Origin of the sequence: Acinetobacter sp. 243_ASPC (genome assembly GCF_001054715.1) — a bacterium.
Classification (GTDB): Bacteria; Pseudomonadota; Gammaproteobacteria; order Pseudomonadales; family Moraxellaceae; genus Acinetobacter; species Acinetobacter soli.
This window is the reverse complement of record NZ_JVOR01000132.1, coordinates 33,479-58,475: the sequence shown is the minus strand read 5'-3', so window position 1 is coordinate 58,475 and position 24,997 is coordinate 33,479. Positions and strand designations below refer to the sequence as shown.

Sequence of the window (24,997 nt, the reverse complement as noted above, 5' to 3'; positions counted from 1 at the left end):
ACCCCTTTCGCCTTTCTTTTTTTTCAAGCGAACAGTTTTTGTTCTTTTTTGCTTTTTTTATGCCTTTTTTAAAGTTTTTTTGCTTTAATAGTAGCTATAAGGAAACTGTTAAATAAAAATGATCTTATTTAAAATCATATAAGCTTTCACCTTCGAGATGGTGGTTAAGGAATTCTATGCATTATTCAAAACTTTTTTTTGCTGGTCTCTTGTCGGCAGGTCTATCTGGTTACGTGTTTGCCCAAGACACCGCGGAGCAAAATACTAATGCCAACGCTGTGGCTTCTGACAGTATGCAAGCCGATGTAGAACCCTCTACGCAATCATCAACTCACTTTCAATCTTTACGTAATCTCAAGTCTGAATTAAAAAATGTTAAAGCTAGTGACTTTAAGGTAAATGCAAAAGCATCTCAGCCCGATGAAGTGAAAGATCCTTTACAGCCCTTAAACCGTCAGTTTTATGCTTTTAATGATTATTTAGATCGTAATGTAATCCGCCCTGTAGCCGTACAATATGTGGCTAAAACACCTGAAGATGTGAGAGGTTCGTATCGTCAGTTTAGAAAAAACCTAGGCGAACCTTGGAATGCAGTCAATCAGCTGATTCAAGGCAGACCAACCCGTGCGGCAAAAACATTAGGACGTTTTACGATTAACACCTTAACCACGCTTGGTCTGGCAGACCCTGCGCGTCGACTTGGACTACCACCTGAAGAAGAAAGCTTTGGCGTCACGCTGGGTTATTATGGTGTTCCGTCTGGTCCATTCTTAATGTTGCCGTTTTTTGGGCCAAGTACATTACGTGATACTGTTGGCTTAGCAGCAGACAGTCAGGCTCGTCCACAAAAATATATTATGGACGATCAAGATGGTTTGTATTGGTCTACTAACGTGCTGCAAGCAATTGACACACGTGCTCAAGTGCTCGATATCGAACAAATTTTACAAGGTGATAAGTACGCTCTAATTCGCGACTTGTATTTGCAACGTAAAAATTTCCAGATTGCAGAGAAGAAAGGAAACTCGTCTGAACAAATTAATTTTGTGGATACCGATGATGACGGGTCAGACGACAACGACACACCACAACCCTAACGTTATTTCCAATAAGAAGATTGCTATCTGGATGTGACATCTTCTAGCAATCTTTTGTTTTCTATAGTACATCTACTACTATGGTAAATACGGTTTTCTTGTAAAGGCAGTGTTCAATCCTCTATGTATCTCATTCAACCGACTCGTTCTATTTATAATTTAGACGAAACGCTTCAGGCGTTGCCCGATCTACAAGTGATTCACATAGAAGATATCGACCTTTACGATCCAACGATTATCGCGATTGCTGATGTGCAGGATTATCTACACTATCAGTGGTCGTTACCAACGATTGTACTTGGATTTGAACATGAAGGTGCCGCGCTTTCACAAGCATGGGAAATGGGTGCCTTAGCAGGCTGGATCTGGGGAAGTCTGCCTAAAAACTCGAATGAAGCATTATTGAAAATTGATGCCAAATATAAACGTAACCAAGACAGTCGTGATCTGCCCGCTGCTGCTGAATTACAAAAAAAATTACTTCCCAATCCAATTGACTTACTAGATTACAAGATTGAAGCTTTTTTTCAGCCTTCTGCGTATTTGTCTGGAGACTGGTACGATTACTGGAAGCTCAATGACAAAGAAGTCCTGTTTTATTTGGCTGACGTTTCAGGCCATGGTGTGACCAGCAGTCTACTGACTTCTTGGATGGCTGCATTTCACGGCCGCTCAAAAACACCTCGTCAATTGCTGAAAAAACTAAATGGAATGCTGTTACAAGAGAATATCGAAAAACATATTACGATTGTGGCGGGTATTTTAAATCTGCAAACGCATCAAATTCGCTGGTCAAGTGCTGGTCATTATCCACCGCCGATTATTTTTGAACCCGATCAACCACCAAAAATTTTAACCACCAGCAGTTTCCCTTTAGGGCTGACTGATGAGCTGGATTTTGAAGAACATGAATGTACATTAAGTCGTCATACACGTTTTATTGTCTGTTCCGACGGTGCACTTGAACCTTTCGATGGTGGATTGAATGAACAGTTTTCCCAACTCCTCGATCATTTGCAAAAACAATCATTCAAAGCACCCGATCATGTTGCAGACGACATTGCTATTTTAAGCTTATGTAGAATGAATTAATTTAAAAAACAATAGGTTAATTCTTTTGAAATCATTATGCGACTGTCAAGCACTTGAGTATCGATTCACCCTATGTGATAATTTTGCTATCCTTCTCTGAAAATGGCATTTATATGTCAACAGGTCATGTTGAATATGCAAGTTTAGATGGAACGCATATTTTCAAACTTATTGGTGAAGTGCGTGCTCAATCTTGCATCAGTCTTGATAAACTTTTAAACCGAATTGAACAGCAGAAAAATGTCGTTGGTGCGATCGTAGATCTTACCCGAACGACATTTATTGACAGCACAGTTCTCGGCATTCTGGCAAAGCTGGGTCTTAAACTTAAGCAAACGCACCACATTCAGGCAGTTATGCTGTCGACCAACCCAGATATCAGTACCTTGGCCAACAGCATGGGGCTTGGGCAGGTTTTTGTCATCTTGAATTATTGCGGCGATCCAAACGTATGCACGTTGGAACTCACCGAAGAACATATCACTCATAATGCCATGTTGACCACGGTATTAGATGCGCACAAAACCCTAATGCGACTCAACGAAAACAACCAAAATATGTTTGAGCCGCTTGTGAAACAACTACAAAAAGAACAAGATACTCTGGATCAGGCCTGCACCAAGCAAAATGCTTGACGCCTAAACGGACTTATACCTCATGACTTTACTTTCTGTTGCACAAATGAATTCGCAAAACGATATTGGAGCAAATTTCTGTATCGTTGAATCTCTGATTGAGGAAAGTAAAGCCAAACAGGCTGAGTTAATTGTTTTCCCGGAAAATTTCATTTGTTTTGCTGCCGGCAAACAACGTGAAACTGCTGCTCAATTTGAATCGATACAAGCCCAGTTGGAAGAACTGGCTCATCGACACAACATCTGGATTGTTGCAGGTACATTACCTTGTCCGTTTCGCCCAGATGGTAGTGTGATTCGGGATGGTCGTGTCAGAACATCAAGCTTATGTATTAGCCCCGAAGGTACAGAAGCACGCTACGACAAAATTCATCTATTTGATGTTCAGGTTGGCGACGCGGTGGGTGGTTATCAGGAGTCAAAGTTTTTTGAACCGGGTGATCAGCCTGTTGTCGTCAATACACCATTTGGACATATTGGTTTAATGGTGTGCTATGACTTACGTTTCCCCGAACTTGCATTAACTTTGCGTGTCCAAAATGCACAGATATTAACTGCACCTGCTGCATTTACCTATACCACGGGTCAGATGCATTGGCAGCTCTTGTTGCAAGCACGTGCAATGGATACACAATGCCATGTACTCGGTGCCGCGCAACAAGGCTGGCATGGTGAAAAACGTCAAACTTGGGGACACACTGCTGCGGCGAATAGTCGCGGACACCTGCTGGATATTATTCAAAACGATGGTGCTGGATTAATCACAATTGATTTTGACAGTGCTGAGCAGCAGCAGATTCGTGAGTCAATGCCCTTAATGCAGCATCGCAAGCTCATCCAGTTTTAATTCATTTCTTTCTAAGCCATCGCTTAACTGGTCGTTATAGCGAAAACAAGGCTATACTTGAGACTTGCCAAATGACTCATGAGGCCTTTATGCAGCAAGACAGTTCTATTTTACATCTTGATAATCAATTGTGTTTTTTGATTTATTCAACCAATTTGGCGCTGCATCAGTTATATCGTAAGTTACTGGCCCCCCTCGGACTCACCTACCCACAGTATTTGGTCATGCTGGTGCTTTGGGAAAAGGATCATATAACGGTATCGGATATTGGTGCACAATTGTTTTTAGAATCGTCTACTCTGACACCCCTGTTAAAAAAACTCGAATCGTTACAACTCCTGACACGCCAGCGATCAAAGCGCGATGAGCGTCAAGTGATTATTTCACTGACAGATCAAGGTGCACAGCTTAAATCACAGGCGCTAGACATTCCACATCAGCTCGCCCAAGCCAGTGCATGTGATTTAGATGAATTAATGCAGCTTAAGTCTCAGCTCGAAGCACTTCGTACAAATATCAGCAAATAAATGCATTTGATTACAAAAAAACCTCTTGCACACCTATTTATATCGTGTACGATATATTTGTACACAAATTAAAGGTGGTTTAAAAATGTCATTAGAAAAAGTTGTATACACAGCACACGCTAAAGCAACCGGTGGCCGTGATGGTCGAGCAACATCTTCGGACAATATCTTGGATGTAAAACTGACCGTGCCTAAAGAAATGGGCGGTGCAGGTGGTGGTACCAACCCAGAACAACTTTTTGCAGCTGGCTACTCTGCATGTTTCCTTGGCGCCATGAAGTTTGTTGCCAACCGTGACAAATTCAATATTCCAAAAGATGCTTCAGTTGAAGGCGACGTTGGCATTGGTCCAATCCCAACTGGATTTGGTATTGAAGTCAAACTTCATGTTCACTTGCCAGGCATGGACGCAGATGAAGCGAAAAAACTGGTCGATGCTGCGCATATTGTCTGCCCATACTCAAATGCAACACGTAATAACATTGATGTCGATTTCAATATTGTTACCGATGCTTAATTGATTGAGCAGTTTGTAAAAAAGCACCTCCATTGAGGTGCTTTTTTTATTCTTCAGCTTGATTGGTCACACGAAGTACTTCTTCAAGCGTGGTTTTACCCGCCAGTACTTTTTTGAGTCCGTCGTCTCGGATTGAACCTGCGCTACGACGCGCATAGGCTTCTAGTTCAAATTCGGCAGCATTGCCATGTATTAGACGACGGATATGTTCATCGATAGGGACAATTTCATAAATGGCTGTTCGACCGGTAAATCCAAGATAGGAGCAATGTTCACACCCTTGAGCTTCTGGCAATTGAAGATGCGTTCGATCAGATTGAACATTTTGAAAAATTTGCCGTTCGAAGTCGTCTGCCTCGCGCCATGTAGCGCAGTGCGAACATAAAGTTCGAACCAGTCGCTGTGCAATCACACCAATTAATGAACTCGACAATAAAAAGGGTTCAATTCCCATATCTTTTAAACGTGTCACGGCGCCAATAGCGGTATTGGTGTGCAAGGTAGATAGAACCAAGTGACCTGTCAGTGAGGCTTGAACTGCAATTTCAGCCGTTTCAAGATCACGAATTTCGCCGACCATGACCACGTCTGGATCTTGCCGTAACATGGCCTTTAAGGCACGCGCGAATGTCATGTCGACTTTGTTGTTCACCTGCGTCTGACCAATCCCCTCTAGCTGATATTCGATTGGATCTTCAGCCGTTAGAATGTTTCGAGTATTGTCATTTAAATCAGATAAAGCCGCGTAAAGTGTCGTGGTTTTTCCTGAACCCGTAGGCCCCGTGACCAAAATAATCCCATGTGGACGATGGACCAAGTAATCCAGACGCTCATAATCTTCGGGCATCAACCCCAAATGCGTCATATTTAAGCGACCAGCCTGCTTATCGAGCAATCGCATCACTACCCGCTCACCATGCGATGACGGCAAAGTCGAGACACGCACATCGACTTCACGGCCAGCTAAACGCAAAGAAATACGGCCATCTTGAGGTATACGTTTTTCAGCAATATCCAGCTTAGCCATTACTTTAATCCGTGACACCAACAGTGGTGCCAGTTCACGGCGCGGCTGCACAATTTCACGTAATTGACCATCGACACGCAACCGCACGGAAAGCTTTTTCTCAAATGCCTCGATATGAATATCCGATGCATTGACGCGAATTGCTTCTGACAGTAAGGCATTGATCAGACGAACAATCGGGGCATCATCCTCCTGATCCATCAAATCTTCTGCTTCGGGTACTTGATCTGCCAGACTCAATAAGTCAGGATGATCTTCTAGCCCTGCGGCAACCTGCTGCGACTCTCCACGATCTCCAGCATAACTAGAACTGAGCAAGGCGTTAAACTTTTGCTCGTCACAAAGTTCATATTGTGCCGCCCTGCCCACGATTCGACGTGCTTCTTGTAATGCAATCCATGCGGTTGTTTGTTTTCGAACAATAAAAACCTGATCACCGTCGTATCTCAACAAGACACCATGACGTTTTGCAAAACTATAAGGAATTTGTATTTGTTTGAGTATTTGCATCACAAATTTATAATGATCATAAAGATAGTTTTGAGTGTACTCTAAGCGCATGACAGCGTGAAGTCCGTTTTAGATAAACTCAGCAGAGGATTTTTTCGACTTGACTCAACAACACGACCTTCAGGAGCTTGCATCCCCACATTTAAAATGGTGGGGCGAGCATACATTTGAATTACACCAAGTCAAAGCTTGGCAATTTGGTTCTCTGCTTTTTCGATTGACGCGTGGGATCAATGAATGGCGGCTGGAATATCATCGTCCGCAATATCAATACGATTACGAACAAAACTGGCATTCAATTACCGATACCAATTTTGCCTGCCCGCAGCCGCGTAAAATTGAACGCTACATGTTTAAAAAAACCCATGAAACCTTTCAGTTAATGCCACGCCTTGCAGATCGTTCTGTGGTGATTAAACCAGTCGATCCAATTTATATTCCGGCAGGCCAGCGCGGTACTTTATATATTAGTACGCCACTTTGGATCGCAGGATTTGTCGAGGGTCAGCGTGAACCATTGTTTGATCTTCCAGTGATTCAGCCTAAAGATACTTGGTTTGGTCCAGATCGTCGTAATGGTGAAATCTGTTATGCCACCGCAGTGGATGGGCGTACCGATATCAACCAACTCAAGCCACGCGCCTTTCGTGCCGTAACCCCTGTCGAATTCCACAACACCAGCAGTCAGCAATTGCGATTTGACCGGATGAATGTCCCCGTGGCTGCATTGCCTCTGTTTTACAGTGAAAGTACACAGCGCTTATGGACCTCACAAATTAAAGTTTTGCATGAAGGCTACGACAAGCCACCGCGTATTCGGATTGAAAACCGGACGCCACCTCTGGCCGGTGAAGTCATTTATGTACATCCACCGCGTTCACCAGGTGGTGCATTGTTTAATATGTTTGATTCATTTTTCTAGGACGTAGTATGGCTGATTCCAATATCCCGAAAGATGTTGCCGTGAGTCTTAAAGGGATTTTTACCAATATCAATCTGGACCGTCTGAGCGAATTGCTGGTTGCACTGGTACTGTGTTTAATCGGGTTTATCATTGCCCGACTGGTCTCGAATACCTTTATTCGTACCATTGGGCATCGTTTTAATGCCCATCAAAGCATGGTGTGGCGACGCGGGATTTTTTATTTTATTTTCTTAATCTTTGTGATGGCCAGCCTAAAAGAAGCGGGCTTTAAGCTCAGTGTATTTTTAGGCGCAGCAGGGATTCTTACCGTAGCGCTGGGTTTTGCCTCGCAAACCTCGGCCAGTAACTTGATTAGTGGACTGTTCCTGATTGGTGAAGGCTCTTTTGAGGTAGGTGACACCATTCAGATTACGCTGATACGTGGTCAAACCATTGAAGGCGAAGTCATTTCAATCGATTTACTGTCGGTCAAACTGCTCACTTTAGATAATGTATATGTACGTTTGCCAAATGAGCAACTGATTCGTGCACCCGTAATGAATCTGTCAAAGTATCCGATTCGACGAATTCCCATTACATTAGCCATCAACTTCCAAGAAGACATCATGAAAGTTCGCAAGGTATTGTTAGATGTGGCATCTAAATACCCATTGGCTCTAGATGAACCGAAACCTGAGGTGACCGTTACCGCTTTTCGTGAATCTTCAATCGAGCTTTTATTTACCGTATGGTGCAGGCAGGAATTTTTCTTAAAATCACGTGATGAATTGCAAGAACGCATCCGCAATGGCTTTTTAGAAAACCAAATTGAAATTCCAGTACCCAAAATGGGCTTTGTTGATCGCCCACCTATTAGCGCGCTAAACGAAGATGAAATCGATCAATATGCCAATAAAGAATCACTTAAGCGTGAACCTAAAGCTTAACTTAAACTAACAACCATTTTGTTTACAGTGTGCCACCCACAACGGATTGGCACACCACTCATCTCAACCTTACGTTCTAAAAATCAATGACCCATCGTTTGACTAGCAGATATTAAAAACTCTAAACGTCTCATATCACGATATATCAGCAGACTAAACTCACGCGCACACAAGATAAAATTTAGCCATTCTAAGTATCATTTTTATCTGCTATTTTGCTGGCAGGCGGTAAAGGCGCCAGATAAGCAATGACCAGCATCACACCTCCAGCACCAATAAACGAAACCACTCGAGTTAAGGTGCCACTTTGTGACAAATCCAGACTGACCAGTTTGATCACCACAATTCCCAGTAAGGCTGCACCGACAAACCAGATCTGACGAATGTGTCTTTGGCTGGAAAAAGTCATCAACACAAAGGCCAAAATGACCCACAGCAAAGTCAGGCTCAGTTGTACTGCACCATTCGACCAGATCGATATCCCCCAAAGCGGTGTTCCCAGATAGACATGTAATGCACGCACCACGATACTACTGAGTACCAAAAGAGCCATTAAAATGCTTATGACTTTACTCGCCCACTCTAAGCCATGCTGTTGAGGCAAAAATTCTTTTCGGTAAATTGCCCAGAGTAAAGCCGTCAGTACCATCAATGACAATCCATCTACCGGATTCAACACAGGCAATAGATACGCGGTAAATGGCGCTTGCTGCAAACTCACCACAATGAGCCAAATCCAAGTGATGCCCCATACCGCAGGATACTGCATTACACCTGAAGTACCCCGAGACATACAGACCATTGCATACACCACCGGAGCGAGTGCCAAAGATAAAATAGCTTCTGCTGGCCACAGCACTGGACCGAGTGCTGCAAGTGCTAACCAGACCACCGAAGCAGCAACGTGCTGCATGATTAAGGAAGCGTCAGCGTAACGCGTGGTACGTAAAAACAACAACAACACGAACCCTTGTGCCACAACAAAATTCAACTGCTGAATCAAGTTCAGCCATTTAAAACTTGCAAACAAACCATAGTTAACCAGTTCTACGTAGCTGAGTAACAGTAAGACCGTAGCTAAAATGAGTTCTGCCGTATGGCTAGTATTTTGTTTTCTGGCCGCGACAAAACGAGCAAATCCAAACAACAACAGCACGCTGATCGCTAAATATGGACTTAAACCACTCGATTGCCATGCCAAGGCGTGTACACCAGCCAATGCGCCAGCGTAAAGCCCCAAAGCCAAAAAGAGACTGGCCAAAATAGGCGGTTGTTTTTGCTGCTCGGCAAATTGAAACAAAAAGTAGGCAGCAACAAACTGGGCAATTGCATAAATGGTGGTGCTTAACGTCGGAAATCCCTGAACAGACCAAAACTGATCAAATAGTGCCAAAGAACTTAAAAATACCAAAACACAACCTAAATAACGACTAACTGAATAACGCTCAGTCACGCCCCACACAATCAGTGCAGCCCCCTGAACCACCCAACCTACAGCACTCCAGTGCGCACCTTTCCAGAGTGGAAAAATTAAAGAAATAAAGGCCACTGCCAAGATAAAAAAGCTTTTGGCCAGTACCGACAATTCTGATTGTTTTTGCTTGATCCACCACGCGAGTCCGCTATAGGTCACACCGAGTGCCAGTGCTCCCAATGTTAGTGCCGTACTTGACTGCTGCATCAAGACCGCATGCATTGAAAAACCCAGAATAGGCACACTAAATATCAGCCCTACATCTATTAATGGCGGCAACACAAACTGATTATGTGCTTTAAGACTTAGATATTCTTTTTTAATTAATTGACTATAACGTATGCTCAGCCAGATAAATAATCCGATATGCAGCCAGAGAATTTGATCTAAAACCGCATACTGCTCGGGCTTGGCATATACACTGATGTAACTTCCCGCGATCAGACCCGAGGCCACAAAAGCCAATTGATGAAGCAGCTTCCATGGTTTGACAAAATTAATCGCCGCAACCGCAAGGTTGATGACCAAATAATAACTGAGTAAAAACACACTCTCTGGGTGGTACTGTGGAATCAAAAGAGGCGCAAGATAGGCCATCGACAGTGCCAGTATCGATAAATACAGTGCATTTTGAAAGAGACTGAGGGCAATCGTGATTAGCAGTAAGACTGCAAAACACAGGCTAGCGGTCATCAGCTCTTTAATAACCTCAAAGTGATGCGCAAATACCAAGGTTAAGAAAATGATGGCAAGGCCTGCACCTTGTAAAGCCACTGCAAACAGTGCATTTTTATGACGCAAGTAAAATCCAAGCACTGTCGCCGCACCACCCGTTAGTGCAATGGCCAGCAATTTCACACTCAAACTTAATTGCCAGTGCTCACTGGCAAAACGAAGTAACAGCACGACCCCAATCATCAGCACCACAATCGCGACACGCAAAATTGGATTGCCGTGCAATAACCAGTGTTGAACAGGCTGCCACCATGTTGATGCATTTGAAGTTTTGGTCTGAGCTAATACTGCATTAGTCGATGGCGCGACTTCAGATAAAAATACATTCAGCGGCTGTAACGTATGTTGTGACTGCGCATCCTGAATGGGATGCGCCGAGGTCGAGAGTGCAGATGAAGAAGATGAACTTGAGGGATCGGTCTTTAGGCGATCGAACGCTGTATCAGAAACCTGACGATCTGTGTGCTGTGTGGATGTGAGAGATTCAATGTGATTTAAACGCTCCGTCAGAGCATTAAACATCTGCAACAAGCTCCACAGTCCGATCACGGCACCAAGGATTGGCATCCATACAACGCCAATAAACCCACCGATCAGTGCGATCAATACACCCAGCCAAACACCAGACTGCCAACCACGCATAGATGTGACTGAAAAGGCAACCGCATGGCGCTGCTCAAGCTGCTGAAGGCGTTTGTCTAAACGATTGAGATAATACATCAGCACAAACAGCATCAATGTACCCAGCACAACCGCTAGATCTGTCGCGTGAAGTACATAGCTCATCACTGTGCCCACGCCCAGCATGAGCACGATGATGCTGATCTTTTGTTTATCGTTTTTATACATGATCAAAAAAACAAACACATGGATTGAACTCTCATTTTAAACCATGATGTCTTGAGCGTATATTTAGACATACAAAACAACCGTAAAAGTGAATCTCAGCATTTCGATGCTTTTTCACGTAGAATAAGAGCCAATTGTTTGTGAGGAAATGTTCAATGCCACCATTTGTCTTGGTTGATGGCTCATACTTTTTGTTTCGTGCGTTTCATGCACTCCCCCCCTTGACCACGTCAACAGGCCTTCAGACCAATGCCATTCGTGGTGCCATTTCCGCCATTCAAAAGTTAATGCGTCGTACCCAGCCGACGCACATGGCTGTGATTTTTGATACTCCTGAACCGACATTTCGTCATGAACTTTCGCCAATTTATAAAGGTGATCGTCCAAGCATGCCGGAGGAACTCGCACAGCAAATCCCTTATTTGCATGCCTTGATTAAGGCCTTGGGAATTCCGCTGTATATGCTCCCGGGTGCAGAAGCCGACGATGTGATTGGAACACTGGCCAAACGCGCTGAAAAGGAAGGACATCAGGTTCTGATTTCGACGGGCGACAAAGACATGGCACAGCTTGTGACTGAAAAAGTCACGCTTGAAGACAGCTTCAAAGACAAACCTATGGATATCCAGGGTGTATTTGAGAAGTTTGGTGTCTGGCCAAATCAGATTATTGACTACCTCACCCTGATGGGTGATGCCTCGGATGGCATTATGGGGGTGCCGGGCGTAGGTGCAAAAACCGCAGCCAAATTACTTACAGAATATGGCTCGATTGGCGGTATCTTGGAAAATGTCGACAAGATTAAAGGAAAAGTCGGGCAAAACATCAAAGAACATGCAGATGGTATTGCGATTGACCATCAGTTGGCCAGTATTGTGTGTGATCTCGATATTGCACTGACTTGGGACGACTTACAACTACGTGAACCGCATGTGGAAAGTTTGCGCAATTTATATACCGAGCTTGAATTTAGAAACCAGTTACAGTCGCTAGATCATCCCAATAATCCGGTAAGCAGCAGCTACAAAGCAGCCAGTCAAGAAATTGAAAAGATACATGCTGCACCTGCGATTGAAACTGAAGATCAGGCCAGCCTGACCAGTGAAGATGATCAACTTGGCACGGCAAATTATCATACAGTGCTAACACAAGCTGCTTGGGATGCCTTATTGCAACGCTTCCAGAGCGAAAAGCGCTTCGCAATCGACACTGAAACCACCAGTTTAGATTATCGTGTAGCACAAATGGTGGGCTTCTCTGTGGCGTTTGATGCACAAGACGCCTACTACGTACCATTGGCTCATGACTATGAACACGCACCTGAACAATTGAACCGTGAGCAGGTACTGGCTCAGCTTAAACCCATTTTAGAAGATGAACAGGTTGGTAAAATTGGCCATCACCTTAAGTATGATGCACATATCTTTGCGAATCATGGCATTGAACTTAAAGGCTGGTACTTCGATACCATGCTGGCCTCTTATGTGCTGAACTCGGTCGCGACACGACATGGTATGGATGATGTGGCACGGGTCTATTTAAGTCACCTCACCACCACCTTTGAGCAAATTGCAGGTAAAGGCGCCAAACAAAAAACCTTTAATCAGATTGATCTTGAAGTGGCTGCGCATTATGCCGCAGAAGATGCGCATGTCACCTACCGACTCTATGAGGTACTGGCGCAAAAACTCAAACAGAGTCCAGAACTTGAACAGCTTTTGTACCAGATTGAAGTCCCTGTAGCGCGTATCTTGGCCGGAATGGAAGAAGCAGGCATTAAACTTGACCATGACTTTCTGGGTCGGTTAAGTGGGGAATTCACAAACACCATTCAAGGGCTTGAAGATCAGGCCATCGAACTGGCTGGTGAAACCTTTAATGTCAGCTCACCCAAACAGGTGGGTGAAATCCTGTTCGATAAGATGGGGCTTAAAGGCGGCAAAAAAACGGCCACCGGACAACACAGTACCAGTGAAAGCATTTTGGAAAAAGTTGACCATCCGATTGCCGAGGTGATTTTAGAACACCGCACGCTTTCTAAACTCAAAAATACGTATACCGACCGTTTGGTCGAGCAGTCTCATAACGAAACGCATCGGGTTCATACCAGTTATCATCAGGCCTTGACTGCGACAGGCCGTTTGTCATCGTCTGATCCGAACCTACAAAATATTCCAATTCGCGGTGAAATTGGTCGTCAAATTCGTAAAGCCTTCATTGCACCTGAAGGCCGAGTGTTGTTGGCTGCCGATTACTCACAGATTGAATTGCGTTTAATGGCGCACTTTTCTCAGGATGACGCCTTACTTGACGCGTTTAAAAATGGTCAGGACGTACATCGACGTACCGCGGCAGAAGTACTCAACATCGCACTGGAAGACGTCACCAATGATCAGCGCCGACAAGCCAAGGCCGTCAATTTTGGCCTGCTCTATGGTATGTCTGAATTTGGTTTGATTCGTCAATTAGGATTCACTCGTGAAGAATCGCAAAATTATATCAAGCAATACTTCCAGCGCTACCCGGGTATTTATGAATACATGCAGCGCACGCGCCAGATTGCACTGGAGCAAGGTTTTGTCGAAACCATTTTAGGACGACGCTTATATACGCCAGATATCGATGCACGCAACATGATGGTACGTAAAGGTGCCGAGCGTGCCGCAATTAATGCGCCGCTGCAAGGCAGTGCTGCCGATATTATTAAATTGGCGATGATTAAAGTCGATAAAATGCTGCCAAAAGATCAAGCCAAGTTACTGCTTCAAGTACACGATGAACTGGTTTTTGAAGTCGATGCGGCAGTTGCAGACCAGCTTGCACCACAGCTTGCAGCCACCATGCAATCGGTGGTAGATATTTCGGTTCCTTTACTGGTGGAAGTCGGTAAAGGTTTAAACTGGGAAGAAGCCCATTAAGCATGTTCCATAAAAAAAGGCCGATCAAATCGGCCCTTTTTTAAAAGCAATTTATAGTCCGGTCAGAAGAACTTTAGCCACTTCATTCATCAGAATTTCAGCAATATACAACGCCAAAAAGGCCAAAATAGGCGATAAATCAATCATGCCCATGTTTGGCAATAACCGGCGAAAAGGTGCCAGTAAAGGTTCGGCAAGCTCTTGAATCACTTCGATATAAGGCGAGCGAGACTGGGTAAACATCACCACCCAGCTCAAAATAATCGTAGCAAAAATCAGGTAACGACAAAAACGGATTAAATCCTGAATCATGGTGACAAAAGTCAGAATCAGTAAATGAATCGGACTATTTGGCATTGCACCCGAAAGATACATCACACCAAAAATCTTAAGTAAATACAGCATGACCAACAGCGCAATCGCTGCAAGATTCACGCGGCCTTTGGCAACCGTTGGAAAAATACGGCTAAAAATATCTACAATTTTGGTGGCTTTAACGGTAGATAAAACCACAGGATTATAGGGAGTAACCCCAGTCAACTGGATGAGAAATCGAAAAAATACCAATAAAATGGCAACATTAATTAAAATACCAAAAATGAGCGCAGAACTCGCCATAGTGTTCCTATCCTACTTAAGTCGTTTTGGTGCTGTCGCTGAGCTCGCGGGCTAACTCTTGACTTCTTTTTTGCGCTGCGGCAAGCGCAGCCTGAATATTTTGAGAGATTTGAGCACGATCAAATACTTCAAGTGCGGCCTGAGTCGTTCCGTTTGGAGAAGTCACATTTTTTCTTAACTCAGACGGAGTGCTCGAACTGGTAATGGCCATTTGCGCTGCACCCAATGCGGTTTGCAGCGTCAATGCGGTGGCAACTTTTTCATCTAGTCCCATGTTTTTACCCGCACGGATCATGCTTTCCATTAGGTAAAAAAAGTACGCCGGACCAGAGCCAGAAACCGCTGTGACTGCATCGATCTGTGCCTCAGACTGTACCCAGATGGTCAGACCTGTAGCTGCTAGAATTTGGCTAGCCAGTTCACGATCTTTTGCACTGACTGTCTCGTGTGCATACAAGCCATGTGCACCCGTTTGTACCAAAGCAGGTGTATTGGGCATTACACGCACAATACGTTTGGCTCCGGTTAAAGCGGCAATCGTTGCAATCTCTGCACCAGCAATCACAGACACAATCAGTTTATCTTCAAACAAGCCTTGAAGTGGCTTAAGTACCTGAGCCAATACCTGCGGTTTAACAGCCAATACCACAACATCTGCATTTTTAATCGCTTGAAGATTATCATCGATGGCATGAATTTCTTTTTCTTGAAGTACTTGGCGAATTGCTTCGACCGGATCAGAAACGGTAATCCGAGTTGAGGGTAATCCACGCGCAACCAGCCCCCCAATCAGGGCTTGCGCCATATTACCACCACCAATAAATGTGATATTTGAATTTAATGTCGCACTCATGAATTATGCTCAACTCGCAAATGATTGACGTCAGAAATTAAATAAGGTTGCCATCCCCCGACTTCACAATAGTCAGATTGTGCCAGCCAAAACCCATTGGGCGTAAAAACCCCTAGCATAACATTATCTACCAGCAATATTTGAATTGTGTGACGTAACCAAGGGAAAATTTGTGCGTTCTGAATCGCTTTTTTAAGTGGCCAATGTCCAACCCGACCATAAAAATGAATCTTTTCGCCGCCCTGACGTGCAAGCACAGTGAGCTCACGTGCCAGAAGAGCTTTAGATAGTCCAATATCTGCTGCTTTTAAGATATAACGACCCGATGACAACTCAAGCATGTGATCGAGTTTCAAGTCAGCAAGTGTTTGCTGCTGAGGCAATGTTTGAGCGGTATAAACGGCATGTGCAATACGATGCAAAATCTGCTGATAGCGAACATAATAAAAACCGTTCCAATGTAAGGCAGCTTGAGCATCGGCTTTAGCGTGAATGACTTCCTCTTGCAGACGGTTCACCATATCCAGAGAAGGCCTGTAAGTTGCTTTGCCTTTCATCCAAAACGATAACAGTTGCCTCTGGCGGGCAGCTGAAAGCTGTAAAAATGGTTGCAGCATCAGATGGTTGTCCGAACCCGTGGCAGCTAAATCTTGTTGCAACACCTCATCTAAAATGGTTTGCGCGTCTTGCATCAATACACTGGTACGCGCAACCGCGTCCTGCATCTTGGGAAAGCGTTGTTCCAGTAGCGGCCAAAGCTGCTCCCGACACCAAGCACGATCATAGCGTGTGTCAAAATTGGTCTCATCTTGTACATAAGGCAATGCAAGTTGATCTACCCACGCCTGAATCTGCTGCCGAGACAGTGATAAAAAAGGACGCCAGCGATGAAGTGTCTGAATGTGATCGTGTTCCTTCATGGCCGCTAAGCCCTGAACACCAGTGCCTGAAAGGAGGCGAAGTAATACGGTTTCGGCCTGATCGTTTTGATGATGTGCCAACACCAGAATATCGTTGGGCTGTGCATGGCGTAAAAAGGCAGCATAACGTGCTTGGCGTGCCTGATTTTCAAGGTTGCCTGCCTCAACATCGACGGGTTGGATGGTGACTGGAATCTGATGTTGCTGTGCAAAATTCTGGATAAAATCGCCCCATGCACGGCTGCTCGATTGCAGCTGATGGTCGATATAAATGGCACGAATGTTATGAGGAAAGAGTTCAGACATCACATGCAGCAGTAGCATGGAATCCATACCACCACTACATCCAATGAGAAAGACCGAATCAGCAGAGAATTGCTGGGCCTGTATTAAGAGGCGATGCCTAAATTTTCGCTGCCAAATTTCATTAAACGTTGGTAACGCGCTTCGCATCGTTCATCTGCATCCATAGCTAGCAATTCATCGAGCGCTTGTTTTAACACGACTTGCAGATTTTGCATAACCTGATCTGGATTGACATGCGCGCCTTCACCTTCATCGACCACATACTCTACAATACCGATTTTTTGTAGTTTATCTGCGGTCAATGCCAAAGCATCACTGGCTTGTTCTGCTTTTTCAGCCGTTTTCCACAAAATCGATGCGCAGCCTTCAGGTGAAATCACTGAATAAATACTGTGCGATAACATGATAACGCGGTCTGCCACACCAATTCCAAGTGCACCACCTGAACCACCTTCACCCAATACGGTAGCAATCACAGGTACTTTTAGGCTTGAAAGCTGTGCCAAACTGGTTGCAATTGCTTCAGCTTGACCGCGCTCTTCTGCACCTACACCCGGATAAGCACCCATGGTGTCAATAAACGTAAATACCGGCAGGTTAAAACGTTCTGCCATATCGAGCAAACGTTGTGATTTGCGGTAGCCTTCAGGATTACACATCCCGAAGTTGTGCTTGAGTTTTTCACGTGTACTACGGCCACGATGTTGACCCACGACCATCACAGGACGACCTTCAAAGCGAGCCAAACCACCCACCATCGCACCGTCATCACCAAATAGACGGTCACCGTGCAGCGCATCAAATTCAGTGAAGATTTCACCGACATAATCTAAAAACTGCGGACGATCTGGGTGTCGCGCAATTTGAACCGTTGTCCACGCTTTAGACTGAGCAGCTTTATTTTTCATAAGTCGAGCATTATCCCTAAATTAACCAAATCGAGTTAATCGATAAATTTTTCCGACTGAATATTCAACTCAATGTCCCAGTGCTTAAATTGCTCTTGCTCATCATGCAAATCGGCAACCAGCAATGGCCATTGTTTGGCATCACCAGAAACGCTAAGTTGCCATTGTTGATCATTTACAATGTTTAATTCAATGGCAGGAAGCATCTGATCACTGCGACTATGGTTGAGTAAAACAGCAAGGCGAAGAAGTAAACATAAATACATCAGTTTGACCCCACCCACCTTTAAAACATCGGTTTTAACATCACTGCGCAATTTACGGCGATGATGTGCAACCAGATGCGACAGATGGTTTTGGTCAATTTGTGAAAAGCCGGGAATATCAGAATGTTGCAATAAATATGCACCATGGCGATGGTATCCACCATGACTGATGGCCAAACCAATTTCGTGTAAATAGGCAGCGCGACGCAATAAGTCACTGTCTTCACTGAGTAAATCCAGACGACCAGCAACATGATCAAAGAGTTGCTGTGCAGTATTCACCACTCGCTCGGCCTGTTTGGTATCGGCATTATAACGCCCCATTAAGGCCTGTACACTGCGGTCACGAATGTCTTCATGTTTGAAGCGCCCAAGCAGATCGTACATCACCCCTTCACGCAGTGCGCCGTCTGAATAAGCGAGTTTATCAATATTCAAAACATCAAATACTGCGAACAAAATGGCCAATCCAGCTGGCAAAACTGCTCGTCGATCTTCTTTTAGTCCCTCAAAATCAATTTCACTGATATGACGAAACTTCAATAATTTGTCTTTTAATTTTTCAAGGCCCTCACGCGTAACATTTTCTTGCTCGTCGCTTAGCCCCATATTGACCATGATCTGTTTGGCCGCCTTGATGGTACCGCTGGATCCCACAACGGTATCCCACCCTTCAGCTTTATAGATATTGGCAATTGCCGAAAGCTCTTTGCGTGCAGCCACGACAGCCTTATCAAAAATCTTGACGCTTATTTCCCCTTCAGCGAAATAAGCTTTAGTAAATGCCACACAGCCCATTTGTAAGGATTCAGTTTGAATCGGCTCAAATTCTTCGCCAATAATAAATTCGGTCGACCCGCCGCCAATGTCGACGACCAAACGACGCCCACCATTGGCCATGGTATGCGATACGCCCAAGTAAATCAGGCGAGCTTCTTCACGCCCTGCAATAATTTCAATGGGTTTAGGTAAAATTTCAGCCGCACGCTGAATAAATTCATGACCATTTTTGGCTTGTCGAAGCGCATTGGTCGCCACGATTCGTAAACGGTTGGGCTGCACCGACCCTAAACGTCCGACAAAACGAGCCAGACATGCAAGCCCCCGCTGTTGTGCAGCTTCGGTTAAATTTTTATTTTCATCTAGGCCCGCTGCCAGCTGAACCTTTTCTGACATAGAAGCCACTTTTTTTACTTCGCCATGATCTACACGTGCAATGGCCAAGTGAAAACTGTTCGATCCCATATCGATGGCAGCAAGTAATTCTTCATCTATCAAAAAATCAGCCATTATTGATATAAACCTTTATAAAATTGTCGCTAAGATTAATTCACACGCACCCAATTGAAAAGCCATTTCGCTGATCTTTTAAGCTTGATTTCCCCTTAGATCGCCATTTTACGATAGTGGATTACGATTACAAGTATCGCAAGCATCCATTAGACAAAATTCACATAACCTTGAATAATACGAATCAACCCTTATATTGATCTAGAAGGTTATGTCATACTTAATTTCTGTATTTGTCTAACTTCTATATCCGCAAAAAATAAATTTGGAGCGACCTATGTCTGCCACTATTGTAAATACAACTGATGCTAACTTCCAAGCAGACGTTTTAGATGCTGAAACTCCCGTTCTTGTAGATTTCTGGGCAGGCTGGTGTGCACCTTGTAAAGCAATTGCACCTGTTCTTGAAGATCTGTCTCGTGAATACGAAGGTAAAGTCAAAATTGTAAAAGTGGATGTAACTGCATGTGAAGATACTGCAGTGAAATACAACATTCGCAACATCCCTGCACTTTTACTTTTCAAAGATGGTGAAGTGGTTGCTCAACAAGTTGGCGCTGCACCGCGTTCAAAACTTGCTGCATTTATCGATGACAACGTATAAGCCGATTTATACGCACCATCATCAAATACGCTATTGTTCGATAGCGTATTTTTTTTGCATGGAAATTGACAATCACCCTGATCTGACTTATAGTTCTTGAGCAGGAAGTGCTGAAGGAAAATCACTTCATTTGCCTCCTTTTCGCAAGACACAAAACATAAGATCGCCGCTCGGCAACAGAAATTGCTTCATCTATTTCTATACTGAAATAACCAAACAAACTTCTGCGTTTGTGATTGTGCAAGTGCGATTCTTATCGTCATTTGAATGCTTGCGGCTGACCTTTATCTCTTTCCATTTCTGTGCTCCACACACTCCTTTTATCTATCTGACCACTTATGAATTTAACCGAACTCAAGAAAAAACCGATTGGCGAACTCATTAAGATTGCAGAGTTTATGGGCCTTGAAGGTATGGCTCGTAACCGCAAGCAAGATATTATCTTTGCCATCTTGAAACGTCATGCAATGAATGGCGAAGAGATTTTTGGCGACGGTGTTCTCGAAATTCTCACTGATGGTTTTGGTTTTTTACGTTCAGCTGCTGGTTCTTATCTGGCAGGTCCAGACGACATTTATGTGAGCCCGTCCCAGATCCGTCGCTTTAACTTGCGCACCGGTGACACCATCACAGGAACGATTCGCCCACCTAAAGAAGGTGAACGTTACTTTGCATTGCTTAAAGTTAACCAGATTAACTACGATACGCCTGAAAACTCGCGTAATAAAATTTTATTTGAAAACCTCACACCGCTTTTCCCAACCGAACAACTGGTGATGGAGCTAGGTAACGGCACCACAGAAGATTTAACGACGCGTGTAGTCGACTTAATCGCACCGATTGGTAAAGGTCAGCGTTCAATTATCGTTGCGCCGCCAAAAGCCGGTAAAACCATGTTGTTGCAAAGTATTGCACAATCGATTGTTCGCAATAACCCAGAAGTGTTCCTGATTGTTCTTCTGATCGACGAACGTCCAGAAGAAGTCACCGAAATGGAACGTACCGTACGCGGTGAAGTGGTTGCTTCAACCTTTGATGAATCACCTGCACGTCATGTTCAAGTGGCCGAAATGGTGATTGAAAAAGCCAAACGCTTGGTTGAACACAAAAAAGATGTGGTGATTTTGCTTGACTCGATTACCCGCCTTGCACGTGCGTATAACACAGTGATTCCATCATCGGGTAAAGTCTTGACTGGTGGTGTCGATGCGCATGCACTTGAGCGTCCAAAGCGTTTCTTTGGTGCTGCACGTAATATCGAAGAAGGTGGCTCACTGACCATCATCTCAACTGCCTTAATTGAAACTGGCAGTAAAATGGATGATGTGATCTACGAAGAATTCAAAGGTACAGGTAACCAAGAGATTACCCTAGATCGCCGTATTGCTGAAAAGCGTGTCTTCCCTGCGATGAATATCAAGAAATCTGGTACGCGTCGTGAAGAACGCCTGATGGACGAAGATAACCTGCGTAAAGTCTGGATCTTGCGTAAATTGCTTCATCCTATGGATGAGCTTGCCGCAATGGAGTTCTTACTGGATCGTATGAAAGAAACCAAAACCAATGATGATTTCTTTGACCAAATGAAGCGTAAAGCCGCAAACTAAGTTTTGCTGCGAATACTCAATCTAGGCTGTCTATAACGACAGCCTTTTTTGTTTGGTTGACTTAATTTACATAAATATACAATTGACGGTTTTCTATGTTAAATTTCGTGTAAGCACTTGATTAATATCATCTTCAATTATAAAAACTGTATAAAATTTAACTAGTTAACCCGTGTTCATCCAATATAAAATTCAGTCTTGATTGTTATTTTCTGTTAAAAATCAGACAATTTTATCGTTTTTTTAGCCACTTTTTCACATCAGGCAGTAGTAATTCGCAAAGGGCAGTGATAGCATATCCGCAGACCAGTTAGACTGCTCTATGCGTTGTTACCTAACCACGTTTTAGGAATAATTAAAGCACAAACAGGCTAACGTAGGTTTTTTTTAATCTCAATTTTTTTATGAGAGTGATGCCATGTTATTCAAGAAAATCGCAATTGCTGCTGCTATCGCTACTACTTTAGCTTTCGTTGGTTGTGCAAAGAAAACTGAACAAGCTGCTGCTGACGCTAACACAGCTGCTTCTCAAGCAACTGCTGCTGCTTCTGAAGCTCAAGCTGCTGTAGAAGCTGCTGCTACTTCAGCTCCTGCTTCTGCTGCTGCTGCTGCTGACGCTGCAACTAACGCTGCTGCTGCTGCTACTGACGCTGCTCAAGCTGCTTCTTCAGCTGCTGCTAAATAATCTAGATTTTAGATTATTTGAAAAAAAGAGAGCCTTATGGCTCTCTTTTTTTATGTCTGGTGATCAAGAAAATTTGATAACCAAACCGACACAATCAAATCAATTACTCGACGTACACAGCTCAACACATGGCCAATATAGCATCGGCATTTAAAAGAAGAATAAAAAAATGAGCAGGTTATTCCTGCTCATTTCCTACGCGCTGTCTAAATTTCTGACCCGCTCTAAAAGTCACAACGCGACGGGCAGAAATCGGAATTTCCTCTCCCGTCTTAGGATTACGACCCGGGCGCTCACGTTTGTCACGCAATTCAAAATTACCAAACCCAGAAAGTTTTACGTGTTCGCCTGTAATCAACGCTTGGCTGATTTCATCAAAAAATAACTCGACCATTTGTTTCGCTTCGCGGCGATTTAGGCTTGTGAGTTCGCTTAAATGATCTGCCATGTCTGCTTTTGTTAATGCTGTCATGAGGCCCTCAATGTCGCTTGATAAGTGTTTTCCAACACTTGAATTATATTATCCATACCTGACTTAATTTCAGCATCTTCAAGCGTACGAGATGGGTGCTGCCATAGAAGTGCAAACGCTAGCGAACGTTTACCCTGTTCAACACCTTGACCCGTGTACACATCAAACAACCAAGTCGAATCGAGTAGATCACCACCTGTTTGTTTAATTAACTGCTGAATATCGCTCACATTTATCTTATCACTGATTAATAAGGCAATATCACGTCGAACCGATGGAAAACGTGATAATTCTGTAAAATTAGATACATAAGATTGCAAAATCGCCTTCTGATCAATTTCAGCAACCCATGTTGTGCCCAAATCTAGTTCATTTTCCAATGATGGATGCAAACGCCCCAAATAACCAATCGACTGTCCATCGACTAAAATCTCGGCAGATTGACCCGGATGCAACCAAACACGCTCTGAACGAACATAGCTCACATTGAGACGACCCGCAGCTAAAATTTGCTCGACTTCATTTTTTAGGTCAAAGAAATCCATTGGCTGTACTTTGCCATGCCAGAGTTCCGGTGTACGTGAGCCGACCGCAATCAGTGCTAAAGTCGGGATCTGCTGTAAATCGTGAATTGATGTTGCATGCTGATAATCAAATCGCAACCCCAATTCAAAGAAACGTACACGACTTTGCTGACGGTTCAAGTTATGTTGCACACATGGGATTAAGCTTGAAAGCAAGGTACTGCGCATCACAGCCAAATCACTTGAAATCGGATTGGCCAAGGCCAACGGATTTACCTTCGGATTGAGCTGCTTTTCAAGCTTGAGGTCTGCAAAGCTAAAGCTGATGGCTTCTTGATACCCCAAAGTTGCAACGGTTTGACGCAGTGCTGCCAATTCAAGATGATCTTGATACTGTGCAAGCTGAACATCAATTTTTGGCAAGGCAATCTGAATATTGTCGTAGCCATGAATACGCGCAACTTCTTCAATTAAGTCTTGATAAATCGCGAGATCAAAACGATGTGATGGGGGCACAACATGCCATTCGCCTGTGGCAACCACAGTCACTTCGCAACCTAAACGCTGTAGTGCATCGGTAATAAAATCGGTTTCGACACGATACCCAAGTAATGCATCGACTTGCGATTGATGCAGCGTAATCGGATCACGCTTTGGCAATAGCTCTGCTTTTTCAGCCACACTGATTGGTCCAAACTCACCACCGGCATATTGCTGAATCAATTCACTGGCGCGATGCATCGCCAGCATTGGCAATTCAAAGTCGACCCCACGCTCATAGCGCTGTGATGAATCGGTATGCAAACCGAAACGACGTGCACGACCCGCAATCGCTAGCGGCGCGAAAAAGGCACTTTCAAGGAAAATATCACGGGTTTCATCAGTGACACTTGAGTCTAGGCCACCCATAATTCCAGCAATTGCCAAAGCTTTGCTATTGTCTGCAATGACCATAATATCTTGGTTCAGCTCAACTTCTTGCTCATTCAACAAGACCAGCTTTTCCTGATCTGCTGCTTGACGAACATGAATATCGCCGTCGATTTTTGCCAAATCGAAAGCATGCATCGGCTGGCCAAGTTCCATCAACACATAGTTGGTGATATCGACCAGAATACTGTGCGTGCGAATACCTGAGCAGCTAAGTGCATGTGCCATCCAGTCAGGCGTTTGTGCTTGCACGTTGACATTTTTAATGGCACGGCCCAAATAACGTGGCGCACCATCTGTCGCGAGATGAACCTGCTTTTGTTCTAAAATGCTAGATTCAACCGCTGCAATAGCAGGTGGCGTAACCGTTAACTGGTTAATGACACCGATTTCACGTGCAATACCACGAATACTAAAACAATCACCGCGATTTGGCGTGATACTGATATCAATTACATGATCATCCAGCTTCAAATAGTCGCGGATGTTGGTGCCCACAGGTGCATCTTGTGGCAATTCGAGTAACCCATCGATTTTATCTTCAAGATCGATCTCAGATGCACCGCACAGCATGCCTTGCGATTCAATACCGCGTAGCTTGCCCTTTTTAATTTTAAAATCACCCGGCAATACCGCACCAATGGTCGCAACTGGTGCTTTCATGCCTACACGTACATTGGGTGCACCGCATACAATTTGTAATGGCTCACCATTGCCAATATTGACCGTAGTGACACGCAAGCGATCTGCATCTGGATGCTGCTCAACGCTCAACACTTCCCCCACGACAACTCCAGTAAATGGCTTGGCAATCGGTGCCAACTCATCGACCTCTAGCCCAAGCATGGTCAGTTGATCGGTCAACGTTTCGCTATCAATGGCTGGATTAACCCAAGTGCGTAACCAACTTTCACTAATTTTCATCTTTATAAAAC

The 24,997-nt window shown here is 44.1% G+C and carries 21 protein-coding genes; 12 read left to right on the top strand and 9 right to left on the bottom strand.

Annotated features, from left to right (window positions below):
• Positions 1-293: 293 nt before the first annotated feature.
• From ADA42_RS17145 to ADA42_RS17120, 6 genes are all read left to right on the top strand, one after another.
• Positions 294-1,097: an MlaA family lipoprotein gene (locus ADA42_RS17145; RefSeq protein ID WP_161798559.1), complete on the top strand. Its 804-nt coding sequence runs from the start codon at positions 294-296 to the stop codon at positions 1,095-1,097.
• A gap of 123 nt (positions 1,098-1,220) precedes the next feature.
• Entirely contained in the window at positions 1,221-2,189 is a 969-nt protein-coding gene (gigA, locus tag ADA42_RS17140; protein ID WP_004940408.1) for an RsbU family protein phosphatase GigA, read from the top strand.
• A 113-nt stretch (positions 2,190-2,302) separates the two neighbouring features.
• The gene (gene gigB, locus ADA42_RS17135; protein WP_004940412.1) at positions 2,303-2,824 is read left to right on the top strand and encodes an anti-anti-sigma factor GigB; all 522 of its coding nucleotides are present in this window, start codon (positions 2,303-2,305) and stop codon (positions 2,822-2,824) included.
• Positions 2,825-2,846: 22 nt separating this feature from the next.
• Positions 2,847-3,671: a carbon-nitrogen hydrolase family protein gene (locus ADA42_RS17130; RefSeq protein ID WP_048766459.1), complete on the top strand. Its 825-nt coding sequence runs from the start codon at positions 2,847-2,849 to the stop codon at positions 3,669-3,671.
• An 89-nt stretch (positions 3,672-3,760) separates the two neighbouring features.
• Entirely contained in the window at positions 3,761-4,198 is a 438-nt protein-coding gene (locus ADA42_RS17125; protein WP_004940417.1) for a MarR family winged helix-turn-helix transcriptional regulator, read from the top strand.
• Positions 4,199-4,283: 85 nt separating this feature from the next.
• Positions 4,284-4,715: an organic hydroperoxide resistance protein gene (locus ADA42_RS17120; RefSeq protein ID WP_004940419.1), complete on the top strand. Its 432-nt coding sequence runs from the start codon at positions 4,284-4,286 to the stop codon at positions 4,713-4,715.
• Positions 4,716-4,761: 46 nt separating this feature from the next.
• Here the strand turns inward: ADA42_RS17120 and gspE are convergent, their stop codons facing one another.
• Positions 4,762-6,252 (bottom strand): type II secretion system ATPase GspE, encoded by a 1,491-nt coding sequence (gene gspE, locus ADA42_RS17115; protein WP_004945428.1) that lies wholly within the window; start codon positions 6,250-6,252, stop codon positions 4,762-4,764.
• Positions 6,253-6,352: 100 nt separating this feature from the next.
• Here gspE and ADA42_RS17110 point away from each other — a divergent pair, with 100 nt between their 5' ends.
• Complete coding sequence (locus ADA42_RS17110; RefSeq protein WP_004940426.1) at positions 6,353-7,174, top strand: hypothetical protein; 822 nt, start codon at positions 6,353-6,355, stop codon at positions 7,172-7,174.
• A gap of 8 nt (positions 7,175-7,182) precedes the next feature.
• Positions 7,183-8,103, top strand: coding sequence for a mechanosensitive ion channel family protein (locus tag ADA42_RS17105; protein ID WP_004940428.1), 921 nt, complete (start codon positions 7,183-7,185; stop codon positions 8,101-8,103).
• Between the two features lie 190 nt (positions 8,104-8,293).
• Here the strand turns inward: ADA42_RS17105 and ADA42_RS17100 are convergent, their stop codons facing one another.
• Complete coding sequence (locus ADA42_RS17100) at positions 8,294-11,161, bottom strand: DUF2339 domain-containing protein (protein WP_048766457.1); 2,868 nt, start codon at positions 11,159-11,161, stop codon at positions 8,294-8,296.
• Between the two features lie 155 nt (positions 11,162-11,316).
• On the opposite strand from ADA42_RS17100, the gene polA reads away from it, so the two are divergent.
• Complete coding sequence (gene polA / locus ADA42_RS17095) at positions 11,317-14,079, top strand: DNA polymerase I (RefSeq protein WP_048766456.1); 2,763 nt, start codon at positions 11,317-11,319, stop codon at positions 14,077-14,079.
• 51 nt (positions 14,080-14,130) lie between these two features.
• Here the strand turns inward: polA and ADA42_RS17090 are convergent, their stop codons facing one another.
• Genes ADA42_RS17090 through ppx form a run of 5 tightly spaced genes read right to left on the bottom strand, consistent with a single transcriptional unit; the run spans position 14,131 to position 19,240 of the window.
• The gene (locus ADA42_RS17090; RefSeq protein WP_048766454.1) at positions 14,131-14,697 is read right to left on the bottom strand and encodes a YggT family protein; all 567 of its coding nucleotides are present in this window, start codon (positions 14,695-14,697) and stop codon (positions 14,131-14,133) included.
• A 16-nt stretch (positions 14,698-14,713) separates the two neighbouring features.
• Positions 14,714-15,550, bottom strand: coding sequence for a pyrroline-5-carboxylate reductase (gene proC, locus ADA42_RS17085; RefSeq protein ID WP_025096105.1), 837 nt, complete (start codon positions 15,548-15,550; stop codon positions 14,714-14,716).
• Positions 15,547-16,923, bottom strand: coding sequence for a tRNA lysidine(34) synthetase TilS (tilS, locus tag ADA42_RS17080; RefSeq protein ID WP_081407856.1), 1,377 nt, complete (start codon positions 16,921-16,923; stop codon positions 15,547-15,549). The genes proC and tilS overlap by 4 nt, the downstream gene beginning before the upstream one ends.
• Complete coding sequence (locus tag ADA42_RS17075) at positions 16,860-17,684, bottom strand: acetyl-CoA carboxylase carboxyltransferase subunit alpha (RefSeq protein ID WP_004940445.1); 825 nt, start codon at positions 17,682-17,684, stop codon at positions 16,860-16,862. Before ADA42_RS17075 ends, tilS begins: the two co-directional genes overlap by 64 nt.
• A gap of 35 nt (positions 17,685-17,719) precedes the next feature.
• Positions 17,720-19,240, bottom strand: a complete 1,521-nt coding sequence (ppx, locus tag ADA42_RS17070) for an exopolyphosphatase (RefSeq protein ID WP_004945413.1) — start codon at positions 19,238-19,240, stop codon at positions 17,720-17,722.
• A gap of 277 nt (positions 19,241-19,517) precedes the next feature.
• Here ppx and trxA point away from each other — a divergent pair, with 277 nt between their 5' ends.
• From trxA to ADA42_RS17055, 3 genes are all read left to right on the top strand, one after another.
• Complete coding sequence (gene trxA, locus ADA42_RS17065) at positions 19,518-19,844, top strand: thioredoxin (protein ID WP_004940451.1); 327 nt, start codon at positions 19,518-19,520, stop codon at positions 19,842-19,844.
• A gap of 338 nt (positions 19,845-20,182) precedes the next feature.
• Entirely contained in the window at positions 20,183-21,451 is a 1,269-nt protein-coding gene (rho, locus tag ADA42_RS17060) for a transcription termination factor Rho (RefSeq protein ID WP_004940453.1), read from the top strand.
• Positions 21,452-21,869: 418 nt separating this feature from the next.
• The gene (locus tag ADA42_RS17055) at positions 21,870-22,136 is read left to right on the top strand and encodes a hypothetical protein (protein ID WP_048766449.1); all 267 of its coding nucleotides are present in this window, start codon (positions 21,870-21,872) and stop codon (positions 22,134-22,136) included.
• A gap of 178 nt (positions 22,137-22,314) precedes the next feature.
• Here the strand turns inward: ADA42_RS17055 and ADA42_RS17050 are convergent, their stop codons facing one another.
• Positions 22,315-22,608, bottom strand: coding sequence for an integration host factor subunit alpha (locus ADA42_RS17050; RefSeq protein ID WP_004940460.1), 294 nt, complete (start codon positions 22,606-22,608; stop codon positions 22,315-22,317).
• Entirely contained in the window at positions 22,605-24,986 is a 2,382-nt protein-coding gene (gene pheT, locus ADA42_RS17045) for a phenylalanine--tRNA ligase subunit beta (protein WP_048766448.1), read from the bottom strand. Before pheT ends, ADA42_RS17050 begins: the two co-directional genes overlap by 4 nt.
• Positions 24,987-24,997 lie beyond the last annotated feature (11 nt).